The sequence below is a fragment of the Novosphingobium indicum genome, assembly GCF_014645195.1.
In the GTDB taxonomy this organism is placed as follows: domain Bacteria; phylum Pseudomonadota; class Alphaproteobacteria; order Sphingomonadales; family Sphingomonadaceae; genus Novosphingobium; species Novosphingobium indicum.
In genome coordinates this window covers 74,074-92,225 of sequence record NZ_BMLK01000011.1, presented here as the reverse complement: position 1 = coordinate 92,225, position 18,152 = coordinate 74,074, and the positions used below count along the sequence as shown (strand labels likewise).

18 protein-coding genes are annotated in these 18,152 nt (G+C 63.0%); 3 read left to right on the top strand and 15 right to left on the bottom strand.

Going from position 1 to position 18,152, the window contains the following annotated elements; all coding sequences use genetic code 11:
* Positions 1-129: 129 nt before the first annotated feature.
* A complete protein-coding gene (locus IEX64_RS12965; protein ID WP_188820092.1) occupies positions 130-1,293 on the bottom strand; it encodes a hypothetical protein in 1,164 nt (387 codons plus the stop codon).
* Positions 1,290-2,429, bottom strand: coding sequence for a sulfotransferase family protein (locus IEX64_RS12960; RefSeq protein ID WP_188820091.1), 1,140 nt, complete (start codon positions 2,427-2,429; stop codon positions 1,290-1,292). The genes IEX64_RS12965 and IEX64_RS12960 overlap by 4 nt, the downstream gene beginning before the upstream one ends.
* Positions 2,430-2,561: 132 nt before the next feature.
* Between IEX64_RS12960 and IEX64_RS12955 the strand changes: the two genes are divergently transcribed.
* Complete coding sequence (locus IEX64_RS12955; protein WP_188820090.1) at positions 2,562-3,347, top strand: SDR family NAD(P)-dependent oxidoreductase; 786 nt, start codon at positions 2,562-2,564, stop codon at positions 3,345-3,347.
* On the opposite strand, the gene IEX64_RS12950 is transcribed toward IEX64_RS12955, so the two are convergent.
* Positions 3,337-4,671 carry a spinster family MFS transporter gene (locus tag IEX64_RS12950; protein WP_188820089.1) on the bottom strand — a complete coding sequence of 445 codons (1,335 nt, stop codon included), beginning with the start codon at positions 4,669-4,671 and terminating at the stop codon, positions 3,337-3,339. The genes IEX64_RS12955 and IEX64_RS12950 overlap by 11 nt on opposite strands.
* Positions 4,672-4,879: 208 nt before the next feature.
* Here IEX64_RS12950 and IEX64_RS12945 point away from each other — a divergent pair, with 208 nt between their 5' ends.
* A complete protein-coding gene (locus IEX64_RS12945) occupies positions 4,880-5,521 on the top strand; it encodes a TetR/AcrR family transcriptional regulator (protein WP_188820088.1) in 642 nt (213 codons plus the stop codon).
* Here the strand turns inward: IEX64_RS12945 and IEX64_RS12940 are convergent.
* The 12 genes from IEX64_RS12940 to IEX64_RS12885 form a co-directional block, all read right to left on the bottom strand.
* The gene (locus tag IEX64_RS12940; protein WP_229710267.1) at positions 5,513-6,043 is read right to left on the bottom strand and encodes a VOC family protein; all 531 of its coding nucleotides are present in this window, start codon (positions 6,041-6,043) and stop codon (positions 5,513-5,515) included. The genes IEX64_RS12945 and IEX64_RS12940 overlap by 9 nt on opposite strands.
* Positions 6,043-7,311, bottom strand: coding sequence for a hypothetical protein (locus IEX64_RS12935; RefSeq protein WP_188820087.1), 1,269 nt, complete (start codon positions 7,309-7,311; stop codon positions 6,043-6,045). Before IEX64_RS12935 ends, IEX64_RS12940 begins: the two co-directional genes overlap by 1 nt.
* Complete coding sequence (locus IEX64_RS12930; protein WP_188820086.1) at positions 7,308-8,084, bottom strand: SDR family NAD(P)-dependent oxidoreductase; 777 nt, start codon at positions 8,082-8,084, stop codon at positions 7,308-7,310. The genes IEX64_RS12935 and IEX64_RS12930 overlap by 4 nt, the downstream gene beginning before the upstream one ends.
* A 21-nt stretch (positions 8,085-8,105) precedes the next feature.
* The gene (locus IEX64_RS12925) at positions 8,106-9,293 is read right to left on the bottom strand and encodes a sulfotransferase family protein (RefSeq protein WP_188820085.1); all 1,188 of its coding nucleotides are present in this window, start codon (positions 9,291-9,293) and stop codon (positions 8,106-8,108) included.
* Between the two features lie 124 nt (positions 9,294-9,417).
* Positions 9,418-10,548 carry a phosphotransferase family protein gene (locus IEX64_RS12920; protein ID WP_188820084.1) on the bottom strand — a complete coding sequence of 377 codons (1,131 nt, stop codon included), beginning with the start codon at positions 10,546-10,548 and terminating at the stop codon, positions 9,418-9,420.
* A 1-nt stretch (position 10,549) separates the two neighbouring features.
* Positions 10,550-11,644, bottom strand: coding sequence for a TIGR03857 family LLM class F420-dependent oxidoreductase (locus tag IEX64_RS12915; protein ID WP_188820083.1), 1,095 nt, complete (start codon positions 11,642-11,644; stop codon positions 10,550-10,552).
* A 60-nt stretch (positions 11,645-11,704) separates the two neighbouring features.
* Positions 11,705-12,160, bottom strand: coding sequence for a nuclear transport factor 2 family protein (locus tag IEX64_RS12910; protein ID WP_188820082.1), 456 nt, complete (start codon positions 12,158-12,160; stop codon positions 11,705-11,707).
* A 10-nt stretch (positions 12,161-12,170) separates the two neighbouring features.
* Positions 12,171-13,364: a DUF1214 domain-containing protein gene (locus IEX64_RS12905; RefSeq protein WP_188820081.1), complete on the bottom strand. Its 1,194-nt coding sequence runs from the start codon at positions 13,362-13,364 to the stop codon at positions 12,171-12,173.
* Positions 13,365-13,467: 103 nt separating this feature from the next.
* Positions 13,468-14,232 carry a tyrosine-protein phosphatase gene (locus IEX64_RS12900; protein WP_188820080.1) on the bottom strand — a complete coding sequence of 255 codons (765 nt, stop codon included), beginning with the start codon at positions 14,230-14,232 and terminating at the stop codon, positions 13,468-13,470.
* Positions 14,233-14,238: 6 nt separating this feature from the next.
* Positions 14,239-14,754 carry a VOC family protein gene (locus IEX64_RS12895; protein WP_188820079.1) on the bottom strand — a complete coding sequence of 172 codons (516 nt, stop codon included), beginning with the start codon at positions 14,752-14,754 and terminating at the stop codon, positions 14,239-14,241.
* Positions 14,755-14,817: 63 nt separating this feature from the next.
* Positions 14,818-15,603, bottom strand: coding sequence for an SDR family NAD(P)-dependent oxidoreductase (locus tag IEX64_RS12890; protein ID WP_188820078.1), 786 nt, complete (start codon positions 15,601-15,603; stop codon positions 14,818-14,820).
* A 126-nt stretch (positions 15,604-15,729) separates the two neighbouring features.
* The gene (locus IEX64_RS12885) at positions 15,730-16,518 is read right to left on the bottom strand and encodes a helix-turn-helix transcriptional regulator (protein ID WP_229710260.1); all 789 of its coding nucleotides are present in this window, start codon (positions 16,516-16,518) and stop codon (positions 15,730-15,732) included.
* Between the two features lie 285 nt (positions 16,519-16,803).
* On the opposite strand from IEX64_RS12885, the gene IEX64_RS12880 reads away from it, so the two are divergent.
* A complete protein-coding gene (locus IEX64_RS12880; RefSeq protein ID WP_188820077.1) occupies positions 16,804-18,093 on the top strand; it encodes a sulfotransferase family protein in 1,290 nt (429 codons plus the stop codon).
* Positions 18,094-18,152 lie beyond the last annotated feature (59 nt).

Sequence of the window (18,152 nt, the reverse complement as noted above, 5' to 3'; positions counted from 1 at the left end):
ACCTGTCACGTTCCCCACCATCGCAATGCCCTCACTGCGGATGCTCACTGGACCCCAGCCCGATTACACTTCTGCCAAAGTAGTGCTAGGCACACCTGTCGGCGGCTAGGCAACGCCTTGCGCGCGCCCCTACCATCGCCGCCGCATCTGGGCGGCACGGCGCCGCGCTCGCAATTGCGCCTCTCGTGTTTGGGCATCGACACGCAGCGTCCCCAACGGCAGACGCTCGGCGAGAGACTCCCTGTCGAGCAAGGTCAGCCGTGGCTCCGGACCGCTGCTGGCGCCGGTCCAACGCAGCATGATCGCCCCTTCGGCGTTCCCGCCTGGATCCAGCCAGTTGGAGATGCCTGGATCGTCGAGCGCGATCACTGCGCGGAAACGGCCATCGGCATCGATCGCCGCCTGCCCGCCATTGAGGCTGGACTGACGGTTCATCCAGTCGACAGTAGTCCAGAGCATGTCGTTGAGCTGGACGTTCCAGTACAGCACCTGTTCCGGCAATTCGGTTTCCAGCAGCAGAACCTTGCCCGGCTCCAGCCGGAACAGCCCCTGATAGTAATGCTGTCCTTCTACCCCGCCCCGTCCCGCCCAGTCATCATGCTCGAACCGGTTCCAGAGGGCCTTGCGGCGCTGGCCTGCAATGAAGCCCAGCGCCATGCCGGCCAGCCGGCCGGGATAGGCTGCCAGAGCGTCAAGACGCCGGGCGATCTCTACTTCGTCCCAGCGGCGCGGCGCGCGGGGAATATCAATACGCTCGATCGCGATACGCGCCTCTCGATGCGCCCCCCAATCGTAGCTTGCCTGCCGCAACGAGAGAGACAGTGCCGATGCATCGAGCCTGTGCCAGTCGCCCGCCCAGTGTTCCGGTCGCTCGGCGCTGAGCAGCAGCGAGAAGCATCCGTTCTCGTCGAGCGCCAGGGTATCGAAATCTATAGTAGCCAGCGAAGGTCCGAGCGGCTCCAGCACCCCCAGTCCCCCGGCGGCGATGTCCATCAGGAGGAACAGTCCCCCGCCACGCTCTCCGGTCAGCAGATATTGTCCGGCGCCATCGATTGAGGCCGCGCCGTAAATGAAATCGGGATTGGTTCCCACCAGGGGACAGTGGGTGTTTACGGCGGGCACGAAGTCCGGGAGGTCGCGATCGGCAAAGGCCGTGAACCATCCCGATGCCAGCGCCATGAACGCCATCCGCTCGGCGCGCGCAGCCATGTCGGGATCGCCGCCCTCCGCAATCGGGGCCAGCACGTCCGATGTTGCCGCCAATCTGGCGATGCAATCCTGCCAGCGGCTCACAAATAGTCTCCATAGGCCGCAATGTAATCAGCGTAGACGGTCTCGATCCGCTCGCGCGTGAGCCCGTAGTCGGCCAGTTCGTAGCGATGCTGCCCATGCTTGTCGGCCGGATGCTCGCGCCAGAAGGTTTCGACCGCTGCCCGCGATTGCGGGGTAAAGTCCAGGTCCGCGTATTCGTAAACCCGCCGGACCACTGCGACGGGATCGGCGATCAGATCGCGGAACGCCAGATCCAGTACCGGGAACGCCGGGTTGGCCGCACGCCAGGCCAGCGCCGCTTTCTGCCCATCGTGCCACAAGTGCAGCAGTTCATGGCCCAGCTCCGCACGGTCGATCCGATCGAAGGAGACGATGCGGATCACTTCGATCAGGCGGGAGATCGAGGCCATCACGGTAACCGGATCGCGGTGCGGCTGAACCAGCACGGCATCGGGATAGGTCGCGAGCAGTTCGGGCAAGTGGTGGGCATGCTCCTGCACTTTCAGGACCCAGCGCCGGCGCGGGTTCTTCCACGCCAGGTGCTGCAGCCACATCTTGTGGACGCGGTATCCGAACCGGGTATCGGCCTGACGGTACCAGTCGTAGTATCCCGGCAACCGGAACAGCATAGTGGGGTTGATCCCCTGGAACGGCGTCTCAAGGATCATGCCGCATTCCTGAGGGATGCGCGCGCCGATCGGATGCGCTTTCAACACGTCGGCCCAGGCGCCGGTGAAATTCTCCGCGACATAGGCGTCGAAGCCGGCAGCGCGCGGATCGGACGCGAAAGTCGCGGCTTCGGGCGGCGGCGACGGCGCAGCCACTTCCCATTGCAGCGGCGTACGGATTTGCGGATCGGCACCGATAAGCGCGTGGAGAATCGAGGTGCCGCAGCGGGGCAGGCCGAGGATGAAGACGGGCCGGTCGATCTGCACCTCTGCAATCCCGGGATGCGCGGCCCGATCCGCGACGATCGCGGACAGCCGCGCCAGATTGTCGCGAAACTGCGCCAGCGCCCGGTCCCGTCCCGCTGCGGTCAAACCGGACTCGGCGCCGAGCGCGGCGAGCGCCGCCTCAAGCCCCGGCAACGTCCCTTGCGCGATTTCACCATCCAGACCGGCTTGATCCAGCATCTCTTCCGCAGTCGGTATTTCCATCTTCCCGGCCTTTTGATCGTTTCTATCACCGGGAGCTTATGGCCGTGACTCGAAAACCGACCTGTCTGCCGGCAGGGCATCGCCGCCGCGACAGGGACCAAACGATGTGAAAGAGGATTTGGAGAGGATGCGATGGCACTGACCGAACACATGAAGCTCTACAGCCTTTCCGGCCGCGTCGCCTTGGTAACCGGTGGGGCGCAGGGAATGGGGGCGGCGATCTGCCGCCTCCTGGCGGATGCCGGTGCGCAGGTTGTGATCGCCGATATCCAGGTCGACAAGGCCGAAGCCTTGGCCGCGGCCATCCGCGAGCGCGGGGCGAGCGCCCGATCCTGCCGGCTCGACGTAGCCGACGAAGCATCCATCCTCTCGGCAATCGAATCGATCGAGAGCGAACAGGGCCGGCTGGACGTGCTCGTGAACAACGCAGGGACCCAGGACCGCAGGATGCTGGAGGACACCGACAGCTCCTACTGGGACCGGGTCATGGCGATCAACCTGCGCGGCCCCGCGCTGCTCACGCGCGAGGCGGTGCGCATAATGCGCGCGGGCAGGATCGACGGACGGATTGTCAATATCGCCTCCAACAGTGCCTTTCACGCCACCGCACCCAGTTTGATGACGTATTCGACTTCCAAGGCCGGGCTTGCGGCCCTGACCCGGGCCGCCGCCATGGAAGTGGCAAAAGACGGCATCCGCGTAAACGCACTATGTCCCGGCAATACCACCACCGAAGGCCAGTTGACGGCGAGCGGCCCCGCTTTTCCCGCCGACCAGATCGCGCGTTTTGCACCGCCAATCGGACGTGCCGGCACGCCCGAGGACATCGCGGGCTGCGTCCTGTTTCTGGCAAGTGACGTTTCAGGCTATGTCACGGGCCAGACCCTGGTGGCGGACGGCGGCTGGCTTACCTGCTGAGCGCCGCCGCCGATTCCGTGGGCAAGTGCCTGGCGGCGACGAGGTAGTTGAACACCGCCACCGCCAGCACCGATGCCGAGATCAGCATGCTGTGCTGCAACCCCGTTGCCGAGGCGGTTATGCACTCACGCGAGTCGCTCAAGGCGCCCGATCCCAAGCATTGCGCGGCGTAGTCGCCGGCATAGTTGTAGGCAGCCAGTTTGTCGCTGAGATAGCCCAGCGTGACCGAGCCTATGCCAAGGCCGGCGACCGTCTGGCCGAAAGAGTGCAGCGCTGCGGCTGACGCCCGCATGCGCGGTTCCACCAGAGTCTGCGTGACGGTCATAACCGCAGGCGTGAAGGCATAGAGCATCGCGGTCGCGACGAACAAGAAGCCGACCAGCACATGCCAGTCCGATTGATAGAGCGCCAGAAGATAGAACGGCAGGGCAAGACCCACCGTAATTGCGGGAGCCCAGGCGCCCCACCGCACATCGCGCCGGATCAGCCGGCTCGCCAGATTGCCGCCGAAGATCTGCCCCACCATCGTCGCCATGCTGAAAGACAAAGCGAATATCAGTCCCGCCTGCGAAAGCAGCAAATCGAAACGGCGGACGAGGAGTGGGATCAGGAACAGGTTGGTCCCGAAGCCGACCAGGCCGACCAGGCCGCTCCCGCACGTCAGGTGCAGGAACGCAGGGGACCGTGCTAAACGGCGCAGGACCTGGCCGAAGGGGGGGGTGTCCGCGCTTTCGCCAGCATCTTTGCGCTCCGGCTCGGATATCGTGATGCTCAAAAGAACCGCCAGCAAAAGCCCGGGCACACCGACGGCAGCCATCGTCCAGCGCCAGCCGATGGTCTGGGCCATGGCGCTGCCGGCAATCGCGGCCACAGCGCCGCCCAGCGGCACGCCCAGCGCGATGAGCGAAAAGACCAGCGCGCGGCGGCCCACATCGAAGCGGTCGGATATCATCGAAACCAGAGCAGGCGTGAACCCGGCCTCGCCCACACCCACGCCCATCCGGCACAGCAGCAATTGCAGGTAGCTTCCCGCTGCACCGCAAAGCGCCGTCATCAGCGACCAGAGTATCGTGACCGCCGCGATCAGACGGACCCGGCTGAAGCGTTCGGCCAGCCGGGCCAGCGGAATTCCCAGCACGGCGTAGAACAGCGAAAAGGCCAGCCCTCCCAACATTCCGAGTTGCAGATCGCTCAGGCGCAGATCGTTGCGAATCGACTCACCAACCACCGCAAGAATGGTACGATCGATAAAATTCACCATGTAGATGGCGCCCAGCAACAGCAGAAACCATTTATCCCGCCGGTCAAAGCCCGCAACGCCCATAGTTTTCCCCTTTGCGCCCCTGGCGCTATCTCTCAAGCTTGGAGCAGATAGAACATTTTTAATTCCATCTGTATCATTTCATCCGGAAACAGCAGAGGCGTTGCGCCGCCGCCATGCCGAAGGCCACGCGCGGGAACGTCGCGTCAATGATGTTGGGCTGAAAGCAACGCACATGGACCCCGCGTCCCACAACTTCTAGGGTGCCGCCATGCCCGAGCCACCTGACGTTTCCCTGCCGCCACCGCGCCGTGGCCGGCGGCCCCAGACCGAAGGTCCTGCACTCGATCGCTCGCGCCTTGTCGCGACCCTGAAAGACATGGCCCGCAGCGGGGGGATAGACGCGCTTAACATCCGCCCGGTCGCCCGCCAACTCGGTGTATCGCCGCGGCTTATCTACCATTATGTCCGCAACAAGGACGAAATGCTTGCGCTGTTGACGGACGAGATCCTCGCCAGCCGCATGCCCGATCTGAGCGCGGCCAGCTGGCAGGAGCGGCTGCGCAGGATCGCCGACGCCGTGCAACTGGCCTATCGCGAATTTCCGGGGTCGGCGGCGTTCATACTGTCGCGCAGCGCAAACCAGCTTGCGCTGCCGCGTGCCACTAAAATTCGCACCGCCATTTTCGACGCGTTTCGAGAGGCCGGACTTTCTGCGCGCGAAGGCGAAGAAATGCTGGTCATCTTCTCCGTCGTCATCCTCGGCAACGTCGTTGTCGCCGAAAGCCTGGACAAAAACACGGAACGACTGGCCATGCAGCGGGACGTCGTCGAAGCTGCCTTCGGGCGGTCGGCGGACATGCTTCTGGATACGATTTGCTCCACTGCGGCAAAGCGGCAGCGGTCAGGCTAGATCGGCCATGCTGCGCACCGGCCGCGTTGTACCGTCCCACGCACAATGGGCGGCATGCATGCGTTCCAGCGAAGTTTCCATCGCTGGCGACGATTCCATGAGTTCAACGTAGCCGCCATTGCCGCTGCGCGTATCGAACAAGGCGAAGCGCTCGCCGGTAGGCATCCTGCCGCTGAAAGCCATGTCGTAACCCTCCCCCGACAGGCGCGCGACCCCCTCGTCATAAGGGACGCGCAACATGACATGGTGATAGCCTTGCGCATCGCCATCGAGCATTTCGGTGAAGACCGAAGGCCCGTCGTTGGTCTGCTGCAACAGTTCGATCAGCAGGCCACCGGAAAAACCGAATGCCACTTTCATGGCAACTTCGGTTGGCTGTCCCCGATAGAACTGCCCCGGCAGAACCGGGACATCGAACACGAAGAATGGTCCTGCCCCGATGACGCGGGTCCAATGATCGAGCGCGCGATCCATTTCCCGCACCACCTGGCACAGTTCCAGTATCGATCCCTTGGGCTGCATCAGTCCTCTCCCCATGTCGGCGCCGCCGTTCGCAAGCCATGCTGCCGGGTGCGCTCGCGAATTTGCCGGCCCCGCCCGGCGATATCGACACGAGGCACGGCACCAGCGATATCTTCGTCGAGCCGGGCCAGATCGACCAGCCGCACCTCCCTCAGGAACAGCGCCGGGTCGGCGCCGTCCGGCACGCCCTGCCAACGCAGCAGCATCCAACCGGATGAAAGGCCCGTGGTGTCGACCCAGTTGGCAATACCGGGATCGATGCCAGAAATGACATAGCTGACCGTGCCGTCGGCATTGACTGCCACTTGCGCACTGTTCAGGCTGACCATCCGCAACATCGGGTCGGGCGAGATGGTCCATGGATCGGTTATCTGGATGCCGGTGTAGTAGCTGCCAGCCGGGTCAATGGTGATGAACACTCCTTGCCCGTCCTCCAATGCGAAGCGACCGCCGGCCAGATAGCCCCAGCCGCCGTCGCGCCCGTTCGGGCCGACCAGCGTATTGGGCCCGTGGGGGCCGAGAAAGTCGTTCTTAAAACCGGACCAGAAGGCGATCCATGCGGGCAGGTCCGTCACAACCGCCCCCGCTATCTCGTCTTCCGTTCGGGGGCGCCAGCCAGCCGGCGGATCGAGGCGCCGGACACACACCTCCGCCGGCACCTGGCGCCAGTTGCTCTGGCTGTCGCGGGTGTACACTTGAATGCGGGCACCGGGCTCGGTGCGCAAGTGGGTCGCCCCGCCCTCGCCTGGCCCCACGGTGACAGTCACGCGGCCTTCAGCGTCGCAATGCGGCCGCAGTTGCTGCAGGGTAAGCGCCCCCAGGTTGCGGCCCAGCCCGGCGTGGTGGTCCGGCTCCACTTCGGCGACGATGCTGAACTGCGGCGGATCGGCGGCGAAGCGGATGTCCACCTCGTACTGGCCGTTACCGTCGATCGGGATCTCGCGATTAAAATTGTCCGGATTGTCGACCGCCACTGCCGCGCCGCCATAGACATGGCCGAACCAGGGTCGCGGCGCATTGCTGATGTTCCAGACCACGCGGGGATCGGCGGTGTCGCCGTTGGCCTCGCGCATGGCAAGACCCAGCACCCACTGGTCGAGCGCGCGGTCCAGTCCCAGGCGTCCGTCCAGCGTATCCGCCACAGGATCGGCCAGCATGCCCAAACGGGCCTGTTCACGGGCCGCGCGAATGTCGGGCCTTTCGATGAGGCGAAGCGCCAGTTTCTCGGCCGCCGCCTGTTCTTCAGTCCAGAGCGGGTTCGCGGTCATGAAATGGTCCCCACGCGCCCGCCCTCGGTGAAGACCGTGCTGCCGGTGGTATAGCTGGACGCATCGCTTGCGAGCAGGATGGCGGCCCCCACCGCCTCGTCCGCCGCGCCGAAGCGCTTGATGGCATTGCGTTCCGCCAGCCCCAGGCCCTTGTGAATCTCCGCCTCCTGCCCGTCAGGGCTCATCGACCCCACGCACAGGCAGTTGATGCGGGTATGTGGCGCCTGGGTCTTGGCGAGTTCGCGCACCAGAAAAAGCAGCGCCGCCTTTGACACGCCGTAAGCCACGGCGGGCGGGATGGGGGTAAAGCCGCCGCAGCTCTGCACCGAAATGATGCTGCCTTTGCCGTGCGCCTTCATGTCGGGCTCGGTCAGCTCGGCCAGCCGCCATGTCGCCATCACATTGACGTCCATGGCGGTTCTCCACACTTCGTCGGTGTTGGCCCACAGGCCGCCATCGGCCGCATAGACCACACCGGCCGCGGCGTTGTTGAAGACGATATGGATGACACCGAAGGCATCGCGCGCGGCGGTTACCAGATGTTCCAGATCGTCTTTGCATCCGGCATCGGCGGCAACCGCCAAGGCCCTGCCGCCACCGGAGGCGTTGATCTCTGCGGCGATCCTGTCGAGCCGGTCCTGAGAGCGGGCGGAAATGACCACATTGGCACCCAATTCAGCATAGGCCTTCGCAACATGCTCACCCACGCCCGGGCCAACGCCTGTCAGGATCGCGGTGCGTCCATCGAGACGGAAACGGTCAAGAACACTCACACTACTTCTCCCGCATGGAATTCACGTACGACCGAGCAGATGGCCGTATCGTTCATAGTAAACGGCAAGGCGTTCACGCACTTCGTCCGGGTCGATGCCGAACTGTTCTGGACTATGCTTGTGCTTGCCGAGCCGGCTGGCGGCAGGATTGCCCGCGAGGAAAGTCCCGATCCGCAAACGATGCTCATCGCTCAGGGGCAACTCGAAGCGCGCATAGATGCTTTCCACCGCCGCCACCGGATCAGCCACAATCTCGGCATGCGCAAGGTCGAGAATTCGGCCTTCGATGTCGGGACGGGATGACCGCGCTTCGGTTGCGCGAGCCATTGCCGCACTCCAGGTATCAAGCACCGAGCGGCCGATGGCGTGGTCGTCCTGCGGCGCGCCGACGGCGGCAAGGAAGCTCGAGATCATGCTGGAAAGCGACGAAAATGTCTTGACCGGGTCGCGGTGCGTCCACACCAGCATGGCCCCCGGATAGGCTTCCAGCAGCCCGGGCAGATCGAACAGATGCTGCGGCGATTTCAGCGTCCAGCGGCCTTTCGGTCCTTTCCACTGGAATTGCTGAAGCATCCGCTTGTGCGTGCGATACTGGCCTTCCGGAACGGTCTGCTGCAACCACTGCGAGAAATCAGGGACGCCCAGTTCGGCGGGGAAGTTGGTGCTGGCGAAATGCAGCATCATTCCGTGATTGCATTCGCCGGGCTGGGTGCAATCCATCCGCTGGATATCGGCCAGTTGCGGAGCATGCGCGAGCCAGTTTTCATAGATCGACTGCACTTGCGCGATCCGCGGATCGCTGTCGAAGGTCGCCTCTTCCGGGGCTGGCCAAGGAATGTACCATTCCCACTCTCGGGGTGCACGCGCTGCGGGATCCAAGCAGAGCAGATCGTATGTGATGGTCGTTCCGGTGCGCGGCAGCCCGCAGACAACCAGCGGCTCGCCCACTTCCTGGGCAATAATCTCCGGATGATCCTTTTCATCCTGAACATAACGCAGCCGCGTCGCCAGCAGGCCGACAATCTTCCCGTGGGCGGTTTCGCGCAGCTGCGCCGATGGGCTCATCGCCTCCACTGCTGCGACGAGTTTACCGTAACCCGTGAGGAAAGATCGGTCCGCGCCGAAATCGTCCAGCCCCGTCAAGGCTGTTGCCTCCGCGATCAGCGCATCGGCATCGAGCGCAGTGCCCGGTTCCGACCCTGCGCTCACGCGTGGAGGTCCGTGTGCAAAATTGGCATAATGACGATCTCTCCCATGCTTCAATATTCCACACTGTGTATTTAATGTACTGAAAATGCCGCCAAACGCGCAGCGGGCGCGCTTGACGGCTAAATCAATCCGCTTTTTCGTCCACCGGCGTCAGGTTTTTCATGAAGGCCACGAAATCCGGCCCGAATTCGGGCAGCGGCATTCCCAGCTTTTCGGCAAGGTACATCGTCATGAAGTTGTCGTTCAGCGACTTGTTCGTGGCGGCAATATTGCCGATCCCGACCTGACGGTCGAAAGCGCCGACCGCGACCAACGCCATTCTGAGCCCTGCCACGATGTCGTAATACTCGAGGTGCCGTGCCTTCTGGCCGCTGGCCGCTTCCCACATGGCGATGGTCTCGTCCTTGGTCGGCAGACCTTCAAGCCGCGGCACGCCGAAACGCCGGCTGAACAGATCATCGAAATAGAGCCACCAGGCAAGGTCGAGTTCCCCCGGTCCCAGCGCCGCCAGTTCCCAGTCGATCAGACCATTGATACTCCCGTCCGGCGCGAACATCACGTTGGACGGTGTGGGATCGCCCCAGAGCACGTTGACGCCCGCGTCGACGGGCATGTTCTCACGCACATAGGCCATCGCCGCATCGACTATCGGCATCGGCCGCCCCTTCCCCGCAGCCTTGTACCAGGTCTCCAGCGCGCCGACGTACTGGCCGAGGCCGGGTTCGCCGTGTTCGGGCTGGGCCAGAAATTCAAAGCCGTCGCGCCAGTCGATCCTGGCAAGGCTGGCAAAGGCAGAAATGGCATTGGCGAACGCCTGGTGGCGCTGGCCGGGTGTCATATCCACCAGCCAGCCTTCGAGATTGTAGTTGGGATTCTGCTTGGCGCATTCACCTTCGACCCGTCCCATGACAAGAAAGGGCAAGCCCAGGATGTCCGGTTCGAGATGCATGCCGATCCATGCGGGCACGGCGATGTCCCCGCGCGCATCGAGCGCCGCCATCATCTTGCCCTGCAGGGCAAGGCTGCTGCCGAATACCACTTCAAGATCGGTCGGCTGGCGCCGCACCACCAAGGTCTGGCTTTGGGGGCCATCAGCATCGACATAATCGACATCAACAAAAAAGATGTCCGCCGAAAAGCCAGCGCCAAGTGTCATGTCCAACGGTTTCACCGCAATATCGCGCCATTCGGCCTTCTCTGAGGCAAGCCAGTCCTGCAACTTAGTCGTAATGCGTTCGGGGGTCAGCAATTCCACGTCAAAGCCCCTTTGCCGCCAACGCACGCTTCAGTTCTGCCGTCAGCGGCCCCATGGCGTTAGGTGACGACCCATGGAGCAGGATCTCGTCCGCACCGGCATCGAGAAAGGCCATGAGCTGATCGGCACACTGCGCGGCCGTACCCACCGCCGCACCCTCGTCCAGCCACTGCTGCGGGATCACTTTGCTGACATCGACCAGCTCCTCGCGCGTGTAAGCCTGATCCGCCGGCTTACCGTTGAGTACGGCGATCTTGGGATGGGCCCGGATCTGTTCGAGCACTTTCTTGTCCCAGCCATTGATGTCGATGATCAGGTCACCAAAATTGGGCAATTCGAAATAGGTGATCGCACGGCCGCCGACGACGGCTTCCTCTTCGGCCTTGGGCAAATCAGGCGCGACGATGATGTTGTGATAGATTCTCACTGCCATGGGATCGCGCCCGGCCTTTTCCGCCGCATCACGAACGATCTTCGCACTGTTCTTGACACCCTGCGCCGAAACGAACGGGTGCAGCAACACGCCGTCGCAATGCTGGCCAGCAAATTCCAGGCTCTTCGGGCCGATCGCGGTAAAGATGACTGGCGGCGGCGAACCACCGTGACGATCGGTCAGCTTGATGGCCGGGAACTTGCCCATGATGCCTTCATAACTCACGGTTTCACCCGCCCAGAGGCGGCGGCAGATCGAGATAAGATCGGCAAGCCGCTCCATCGTGATCGCCGGCGCGCCCATCATCTTCATGTAGGCAGGCACCGCGCGCGCGAACATCATGCGGAAGCGTTCGCCGCTCATGGCCTGCATCATGTCCGCCACGCTAGCCGTCACCAGAGGATGCCGCATCGTCGCGTACATCGTGCCGGCAATGCGAATTTTGGAAGTCGCCTCGGCCACCGCGCCAGACAGGACTGCCGGCTCCTTGAGCGCGTAACGTTCCGAGATCCAGACGCAGCCCAGACCAATGCGCTCGGCTTCCCGGGCTTCGTCGATGCCGCGACGCGGATCGCTTACCCGGCCTGGCAGGATATATGTGCCAAACTTGTCGAAAAGAGCGCGTGCGCCCGGCTCCGATGCCGCAGCCTGCCCAGTTGTCATGCCATCATCCTCTCAAAGTTCAGCTTTGGGCATGCCCGCTGCGCCCTGCCTGGCAACCTATCAATCGGCAGGCGCCGGATGGGCTTCCACGTAGAGGCGGGTCAGCTTTAACGCTGCGATTTTCCAGTGCCCCTCGTGGCGGACATAGTGTTCGACATAGTGCCCGAAGCCTGTAATCGACTGAGCACCGGGTATGGGGCATTTTCCCGGCGCCCACACTACGCGGTCCTGCATTGCGGTTATGGCAAACGCTTCATTCCCTCGCAGATCGATCTCGGAAGAATGGACTTGATGCGCTGACTGCGCGTCTGCGACCGCGAAGCGCACCTGATCGAGGATCGCTGCATGTCCGCTGATCGGTGGATGCCCGGTGTCCTCTTCGACGTCCATGACGGCATCCGCCGTGAACAGGCCGATAAAGCCGTCCCAGTCCTTCGTATCGAGCATCCGGCAATAGCGCGCCTTGACCGTGCGGATCGCCTCATAGTCGAGCAGCTTCGCCAGTTCGCTGTCCATTCTCGCCTCCCTACCAGATGATGCGCATGTGGGCGCGCAGGGTTCGTTCCCGCATCGCCTCTGCGCGAGCCTCCGGCGTCATCCGGATCGTCTCCGCCGGCAAATGGCTGTGGACGTCGTTCAGCTTAACCTTCTTCATGCTCGGCGTCGGGCGTTCGTCAGTGTCGAACCAGCGGCCCTGCACCGCGCCGGCAGGATATCCCGACGTGTCGAGCCAATTGTGGACCCCGGGATCGCGCGCGGAAATCACGGCGCGGAACACCCCATCGCTGTCCACCACCGCCTGTGCCGCGTTCAGACTGGAGTGGTTGTGATACCAGTCCGTGGTCTCGTAGAGTTCGTTGGTAAGGATCAGCGACCAGTAGCCGACCACTTCAGGTATCCTTACTTCGGTGATCAAGGCCTCGTCATCGGCAAGATCATAGGCGCCTTCGTAGTAGGACTGGCGGGCGAGGCCGGTCATCTGCGAGAAGTCCACGACTTTCAGCGTATTGACGAGCCCTTCGTCACGCAGCTGCTGCACCTTGTCCGGAAAGGCCAGCGCGCAAACGGCGGCGGTTGACGGGATCTCGGTAAAGCGCGCCGCCAGTTCCTCCAGGCTTGGCCGCCCTCTGGACGCCTGGGGCGCGTCCAGCCGGACAATGCCGAACCGAGGCTCGCGTTCGTTGCCCCAGTCGCAGCCGACGATGCGGACCATCAACTTTTCGGTCCCGGGCTTCAACTCCCACCAGTCGCCGGTATGGCCGGCTGGTCGTCGCGGCGAGAGGACGACGTCGAAGCTGCCATCGTCGCCAATCACGAGATCGTCGAAATCGTTGGCGTCTTGGGCGGGATGGTGCTTGCCGGTCCGCAACGTGTCCGGCCCCAACTGGGCAAGAATCATCATCCGCGTCGTGCCCCGGTCGCCGCGGATTCGATAGGTGCCCCCCTTCTCGATCAGCGCGGCCTTGTAGATGGTGTCGGCATTAGGCTGAAAAATGTTCTGGCAGATGTTGAGTTCGGGCACGAACATAGGGTGCGAGCGGTCGTGCATGATCGCATCGTTGGTGGTGCGCAGAACGCCGGACAGCAACAGCCGCATCGATTCCTGCATGATCCGCGGATCACGGCGCAGCCGCTCGGGGATCCGCTCGCGCATGAGCTGGCCTAGGGGTCGAAGCTGATCGAGCAGGTTCTCCCACTCGAAAACACCGCGGTCAGTCATAGTCTTCTCCACAATCCGTCGTTTTTCAGGTGCGGCAGCGGCTGCACCGACAGGCAGGATCGCGCCTGCAAGCAGGGCGGATGCCCCGGCACAGACATCGCGCCTAGACAGTGACAAGCAGGTCCCTCAGCGCCTCGCGCCGGGCCGCATCGATGCCGGCCGCCTCGAAATAGCCATCGATGCCGCCCCACTGCACCATAACCGCGTGCAACGCCTGGTCGAGAAAGCGCCGGTCAACGCCGATCAGCACTGCGACCATGTCGTCGGGAGGTAGGAAACCGAATGTGGCGTTGAGATCCCTTTTGAGATGGCCCGACATCGTCAGGTTCTCACCAAAGACGTCCGACTTGAGATAATCCTGCACAATCACATCGCGCGCAACGCCTGCCAGTTCGAGGAACAGCGCGATGACGACCCCTGTTCTGTCCTTTCCCGCCGTGCAATGCACCAGCATCGGCACATCGCCGCCAAGCAGCGCCTCCGTCATAACTGGAAGATGCGGCAAGAAGGCCCGCGGCATTTGCCCATAATTCTGTGCCATAACCTCGGACGCGCGGGCCGCTGTCGGATCGCGGCCAAGCGCCATCCACATGTCTTCCCCCTGCGCGCGCAAATCGGTGTTCATATCGAGGTTCAGCAGGCTGCATCCCGGTTCACACCAGCGGTGCGGCGCCTTGTCGCGTTCCAGTTCCGATCGGAGGTCGGCTACCGAACGGAAGCCCATTGCCGCAAGTTCCGCGTGATGATCCTCGGCAAAGCTCGCCGGACCTTCCGACCGAAACAGAACACCCGGGCGCACCGTCTTGTTGCCGTATGCCGGCAACCCGCCGATATCGCGGAAATTGAGCCGTGAGAGGGCAATTGTCATGGCCTTTCAATCCTCTATCTGGGTTGGGTAACGGGGTACGACCGCCCGCATCTGCGCCAGCAGCTCCGGGGACATCCAGACATGTTCGATGAAGTGCCCCAATGTCTCGCGCTCGTCGGTGTAGATGTAGCGCAGCATATCCCCTACTTCGCCTTCGAAAACCACCGGATGCCGGGAGAGATCGAGAGAAGCGACGTGCGCGTCCCAGTTCTCTTCCGACCCGTCTATGCGGACGGCGACATGGTGGAAGCGGATCGCAAGCTTGTCCCCTTCCGGCAACGGATCGCTGAAAAGCGGCGCGGTATCGCCCTGGGGTTCGATCAGCTCGATCTCGACCCCGCCCACTACAGCCAACGCGATCTTCAGCACCGGCTTGCCGGTGGGATCCTCGCCCGGCTGTATATTGGTCAGTTCAAAGAATCCCGGCGCGCCGTATTCTCGCTTGAGCAGGTCCATGGCCGCGACAAGGTCATTCGTGACATAAGCCACCTGACTGTGCTGGCTGTTAGGCCGGGCGAACATGCGTTTCTCCTCACCACATCATCTGTAAAGTCGCACGGTGCCCGCGCAGCACCTGCCGAAAGGTCAGTTCGCCGACATCTTGCCGCCATCCACCACCAGCGTGTCTCCGGTATGGTAAGCGGACATGTCGCTGGCGAGATAGACCACGGCTCCTTCAAGGTCTGCCGGCTTGCCCGCGCGCCCCAGCGGCGTCCGGGCGGACACCATCTCGGCGATCATTCTGCCCTGCTCAGGGTCGGCGAAGGTCATCTCGGTTTCGATGAAGCCCGGCGCGATGACATTGCAACGGACACCGATCGGCCCCAGTTCGGCGGCCAGCGCCTTGGCCAGAGCGTTGAGCGCCCCTTTGGCGATCCCGTAGTGAGCCATGGTCGGCACGCCCTGGAAGATCGACCCGCTGCCACAGACGATCAGGGATCCGCCGGGATCGCCCGCTTCGGCCCGCGCCTTCATGTGCCGCGCCCCTTCGCGCAATGTGAATACGGCACCATCCAGATTGACGTCGATGAGCTTGCGATAGCGGGCGATATCCATGTCCGTAAACGGCACCTGGGCAGCGATCCCGGCATTGGCGACAACCGTGTCGACACGGTCCATGGCTTCAAGCGCGCGACCGAAGCCGGCAACGATCGCGGCCTCGTCGGACACGTCCACGCAATCGGTAAAGACCCGCACGCCATAGCCACGCAAGGTCTCCGCCGCCTCTGCGTTCTTGTCCGTCCGGCGCCCCCATATCACAATATCGCTTCCCGCGCGCGCCAGTCCTCTGGCGAACCCGAAGCCGAGTCCGGAATTAGCCCCCGTCACCAGAGCTACCCTGCCGCTCAGATCGAACAGATTTTCCGGCAATCTTCCTCTCCTTCAACGCCCTCTGATTCAGCAGCGCCTGCTCTTGACAGTGATGCCCGCGCTATCCTCCTGCAAGCCGGTGAACACGCGCGATCATGCCAATGCCATCGCGAAACCGCCTTGCCATCAATGCGCCAGGGCCTCGCGAAATTGCCGGGGCGTCAATCCTTCAACCTTGCGGAATGCGGCCGAAAAGGCCGCGGCGCTCTGAAACCCGCATTCCCAGGCGATGACCTTGATCGGCGGGCCGCCGGGCCGCAGAAGCTGCCGTGCCCGTTCGATCTTGCGATCGGTGACATAGCCGGTCAGCGTCTGCCCGGTGGTGGCTTTGAAGAGGCGGAAGAAATGGCGGGTGGACAGACCGCATTCGGCGGCCAGCACGGCGACCGCGGGCGGCTTGCCCGGTTGCCGCACGCATTCATCGATCCGCTTGATCTGGGCGCGGGACAATCCGGCGACGGCATGGCTTTCAGGAGCGGTGGCGCCGTGCAGATAGCGATGCAGTTCTATCGTCGCCTGAGTCCAGATGGCTTGGGCGAGCATCTCACTGCAAAAGCCGGGCAACGCTATTTCTTCGGCGATCCGCCGCAACGCCTGACCAACTGCCTGACTACGCACGTCGAGAGCGGCCTCAAGCATATGTCCCGTGAGGGCCATGTTTTCCGCATCGAGTCCCGACCCGTCAAAGCCGCAGCAGACCGAAGTCTGCTCCCCCTCTCCCCAACAGGTATGCAGGTTCGCGCCCGCCGGAATGAAGATGATAGGCCCCAGCGCCCGGGCGGGCGCCCCTGCGGCGGCGCCGAACTCGCCGCGCGGCTCGCCGGGCCGCGGGGTCAACGCCAGATCGAGAAAACTGCGCGGCGAAGAGAAGACCGCACCCTGTGGCCCGCAAAAGCGATAGTGGTGCAGTTCCATGACGACACCGGGCAAGGCGATCCGTCCCTGTATCGTACAGTCGATCGCCGAGGTGCCCGGCAGGTCATAGACGTGGGAAATTGCGTTCATCCATCCTCTCCGCGCCGTGTCCTTGCCTGGATTTTGCGCCTGTTGTGCGTGGCGTCCTGACGCCGATTTTGGCGCGGCGGCGACAGCCGCGCACCTTGCCGAAGAAAGGGTCCGCGGCGTTAAATGACGTCCATCACATGAAACAGCCGCATGGCCCGCAAATCGGCCAACAAGGCTTTGGACAGGGAGAGCAACATGAGCAGCCCCGAGCAGGAACAGACCGCGCGCGCCAACCTCATCGACATCACAGACCTGCACGATCCAGTCCTCACCGACATCCAGAAACAGGTGCTGGCCGGCGCGCAAGCCGCCGCAGACCAGATCGTGCTGCGCCCTGACGTGATCCTGGCCGCGGCCCAAACCCAGACCGGCCTTGGCGATTTCGGAGCTGATGATTTCCGCGAACGGCTGGAAATCTGGTGCCAGGCGATCGACGAGGACGGCAATGCCTCAGCCGTGACCCGTGCAAACCTGTTCCAGATGATGATTCGCTATGCCGCAACGCGCCTGCGCATTGAGGACATCGTGAAACGCCACCCGGAGATCCTTGAAATCGATATCGACCGCCCGATCATCGTTGCCGGGTTGCCGCGGTCGGGCACCACGCATTTGCTGGGCCTGCTGTCGGCCGATCGGCGCTTCCGCTCACTGCCTTGGTGGGAGGCCATCGCGCCGGTGCCTGCGGCAGACGAAGCCCCCACCCCGCAGGATTCCAATCCCCGCTGGACCAAGGCCGAACAGGGCTGGCGCATGATGGAGTCGATCCTGCCCTATATGGCTATCATGCACGAATTCTCACCCGACCATATCAGCGAGGATATCGAACTGCAGGCGCCGGACTTCTCGTCCTACCTGATAGAATGGCTCGCGCTTGTGCCGCGCTGGCGGGACTATTATCTCAGCCATGATCAGTTGGGGACATACGCCTACTTGAAGAAATGCCTGCAGGTTCTGACGTTCCTGAAGGGGCCGAACCGCTGGGTCATCAAGTGCCCGCAGCACATGGAGCAGTTGCCAGCCCTCTACAAGACCTTCCCCGATGCAACCTTCGTCATCACCCACCGCGACCCGGTCGGTTCAATCCGCTCGCAGCTGACCATGTACACATATGCTGCGCGCATGTTCCGCAAGACCATCGATATCCAGGAACCGCTCGGATACTGGCCGGACCGGTACGAGCGCCTCCTTCGCGCCTGCGTTCGCGACCGCGACATCCTTCCGCCTAACCAGACGATCGATGTCTATTTCCACGATTGGATCAGGAATCCCGATCCGATCCTCAAGGAAATCTACCGCGTAGCTGACATTCCGCTTACCGACGAAGCCCTCGCCGATCTCCATGCATACCTCGCCGATCACGGTGAACAGAAGCAGGGCAAGATCGTCTACGATCTTGAACGTGACTTCCATGTGACCGCAGAAGAGTTACGCCGACCGCTGGGGTTTTATTTCGAACGTTTTCCGGTCGAAATAGAAGTCCGTTAGCGGGACTGGCATTTCCTATCGTCCGACAGGACGGTAGCGCAATGCCGATGATTAGGATC

Coding starts and splice junctions, on each gene's coding strand:
- IEX64_RS12960 (WP_188820091.1), bottom strand. CDS start 2,429: ATGGAAATACCGACTGCGGAAGAGATGCTGGATCAAGCCGGTCTGGAT.
- IEX64_RS12955 (WP_188820090.1), top strand. CDS start 2,562: ATGGCACTGACCGAACACATGAAGCTCTACAGCCTTTCCGGCCGCGTC.
- IEX64_RS12950 (WP_188820089.1), bottom strand. CDS start 4,671: ATGGGCGTTGCGGGCTTTGACCGGCGGGATAAATGGTTTCTGCTGTTG.
- IEX64_RS12945 (WP_188820088.1), top strand. CDS start 4,880: ATGCCCGAGCCACCTGACGTTTCCCTGCCGCCACCGCGCCGTGGCCGG.
- IEX64_RS12940 (WP_229710267.1), bottom strand. CDS start 6,043: ATGCAGCCCAAGGGATCGATACTGGAACTGTGCCAGGTGGTGCGGGAA.
- IEX64_RS12935 (WP_188820087.1), bottom strand. CDS start 7,311: ATGACCGCGAACCCGCTCTGGACTGAAGAACAGGCGGCGGCCGAGAAA.
- IEX64_RS12915 (WP_188820083.1), bottom strand. CDS start 11,644: ATGACAACTGGGCAGGCTGCGGCATCGGAGCCGGGCGCACGCGCTCTT.
- IEX64_RS12910 (WP_188820082.1), bottom strand. CDS start 12,160: ATGGACAGCGAACTGGCGAAGCTGCTCGACTATGAGGCGATCCGCACG.
- IEX64_RS12905 (WP_188820081.1), bottom strand. CDS start 13,364: ATGACTGACCGCGGTGTTTTCGAGTGGGAGAACCTGCTCGATCAGCTT.
- IEX64_RS12900 (WP_188820080.1), bottom strand. CDS start 14,232: ATGACAATTGCCCTCTCACGGCTCAATTTCCGCGATATCGGCGGGTTG.
- IEX64_RS12895 (WP_188820079.1), bottom strand. CDS start 14,754: ATGTTCGCCCGGCCTAACAGCCAGCACAGTCAGGTGGCTTATGTCACG.
- IEX64_RS12885 (WP_229710260.1), bottom strand. CDS start 16,518: ATGGAACTGCACCACTATCGCTTTTGCGGGCCACAGGGTGCGGTCTTC.
- IEX64_RS12880 (WP_188820077.1), top strand. CDS start 16,804: ATGAGCAGCCCCGAGCAGGAACAGACCGCGCGCGCCAACCTCATCGAC.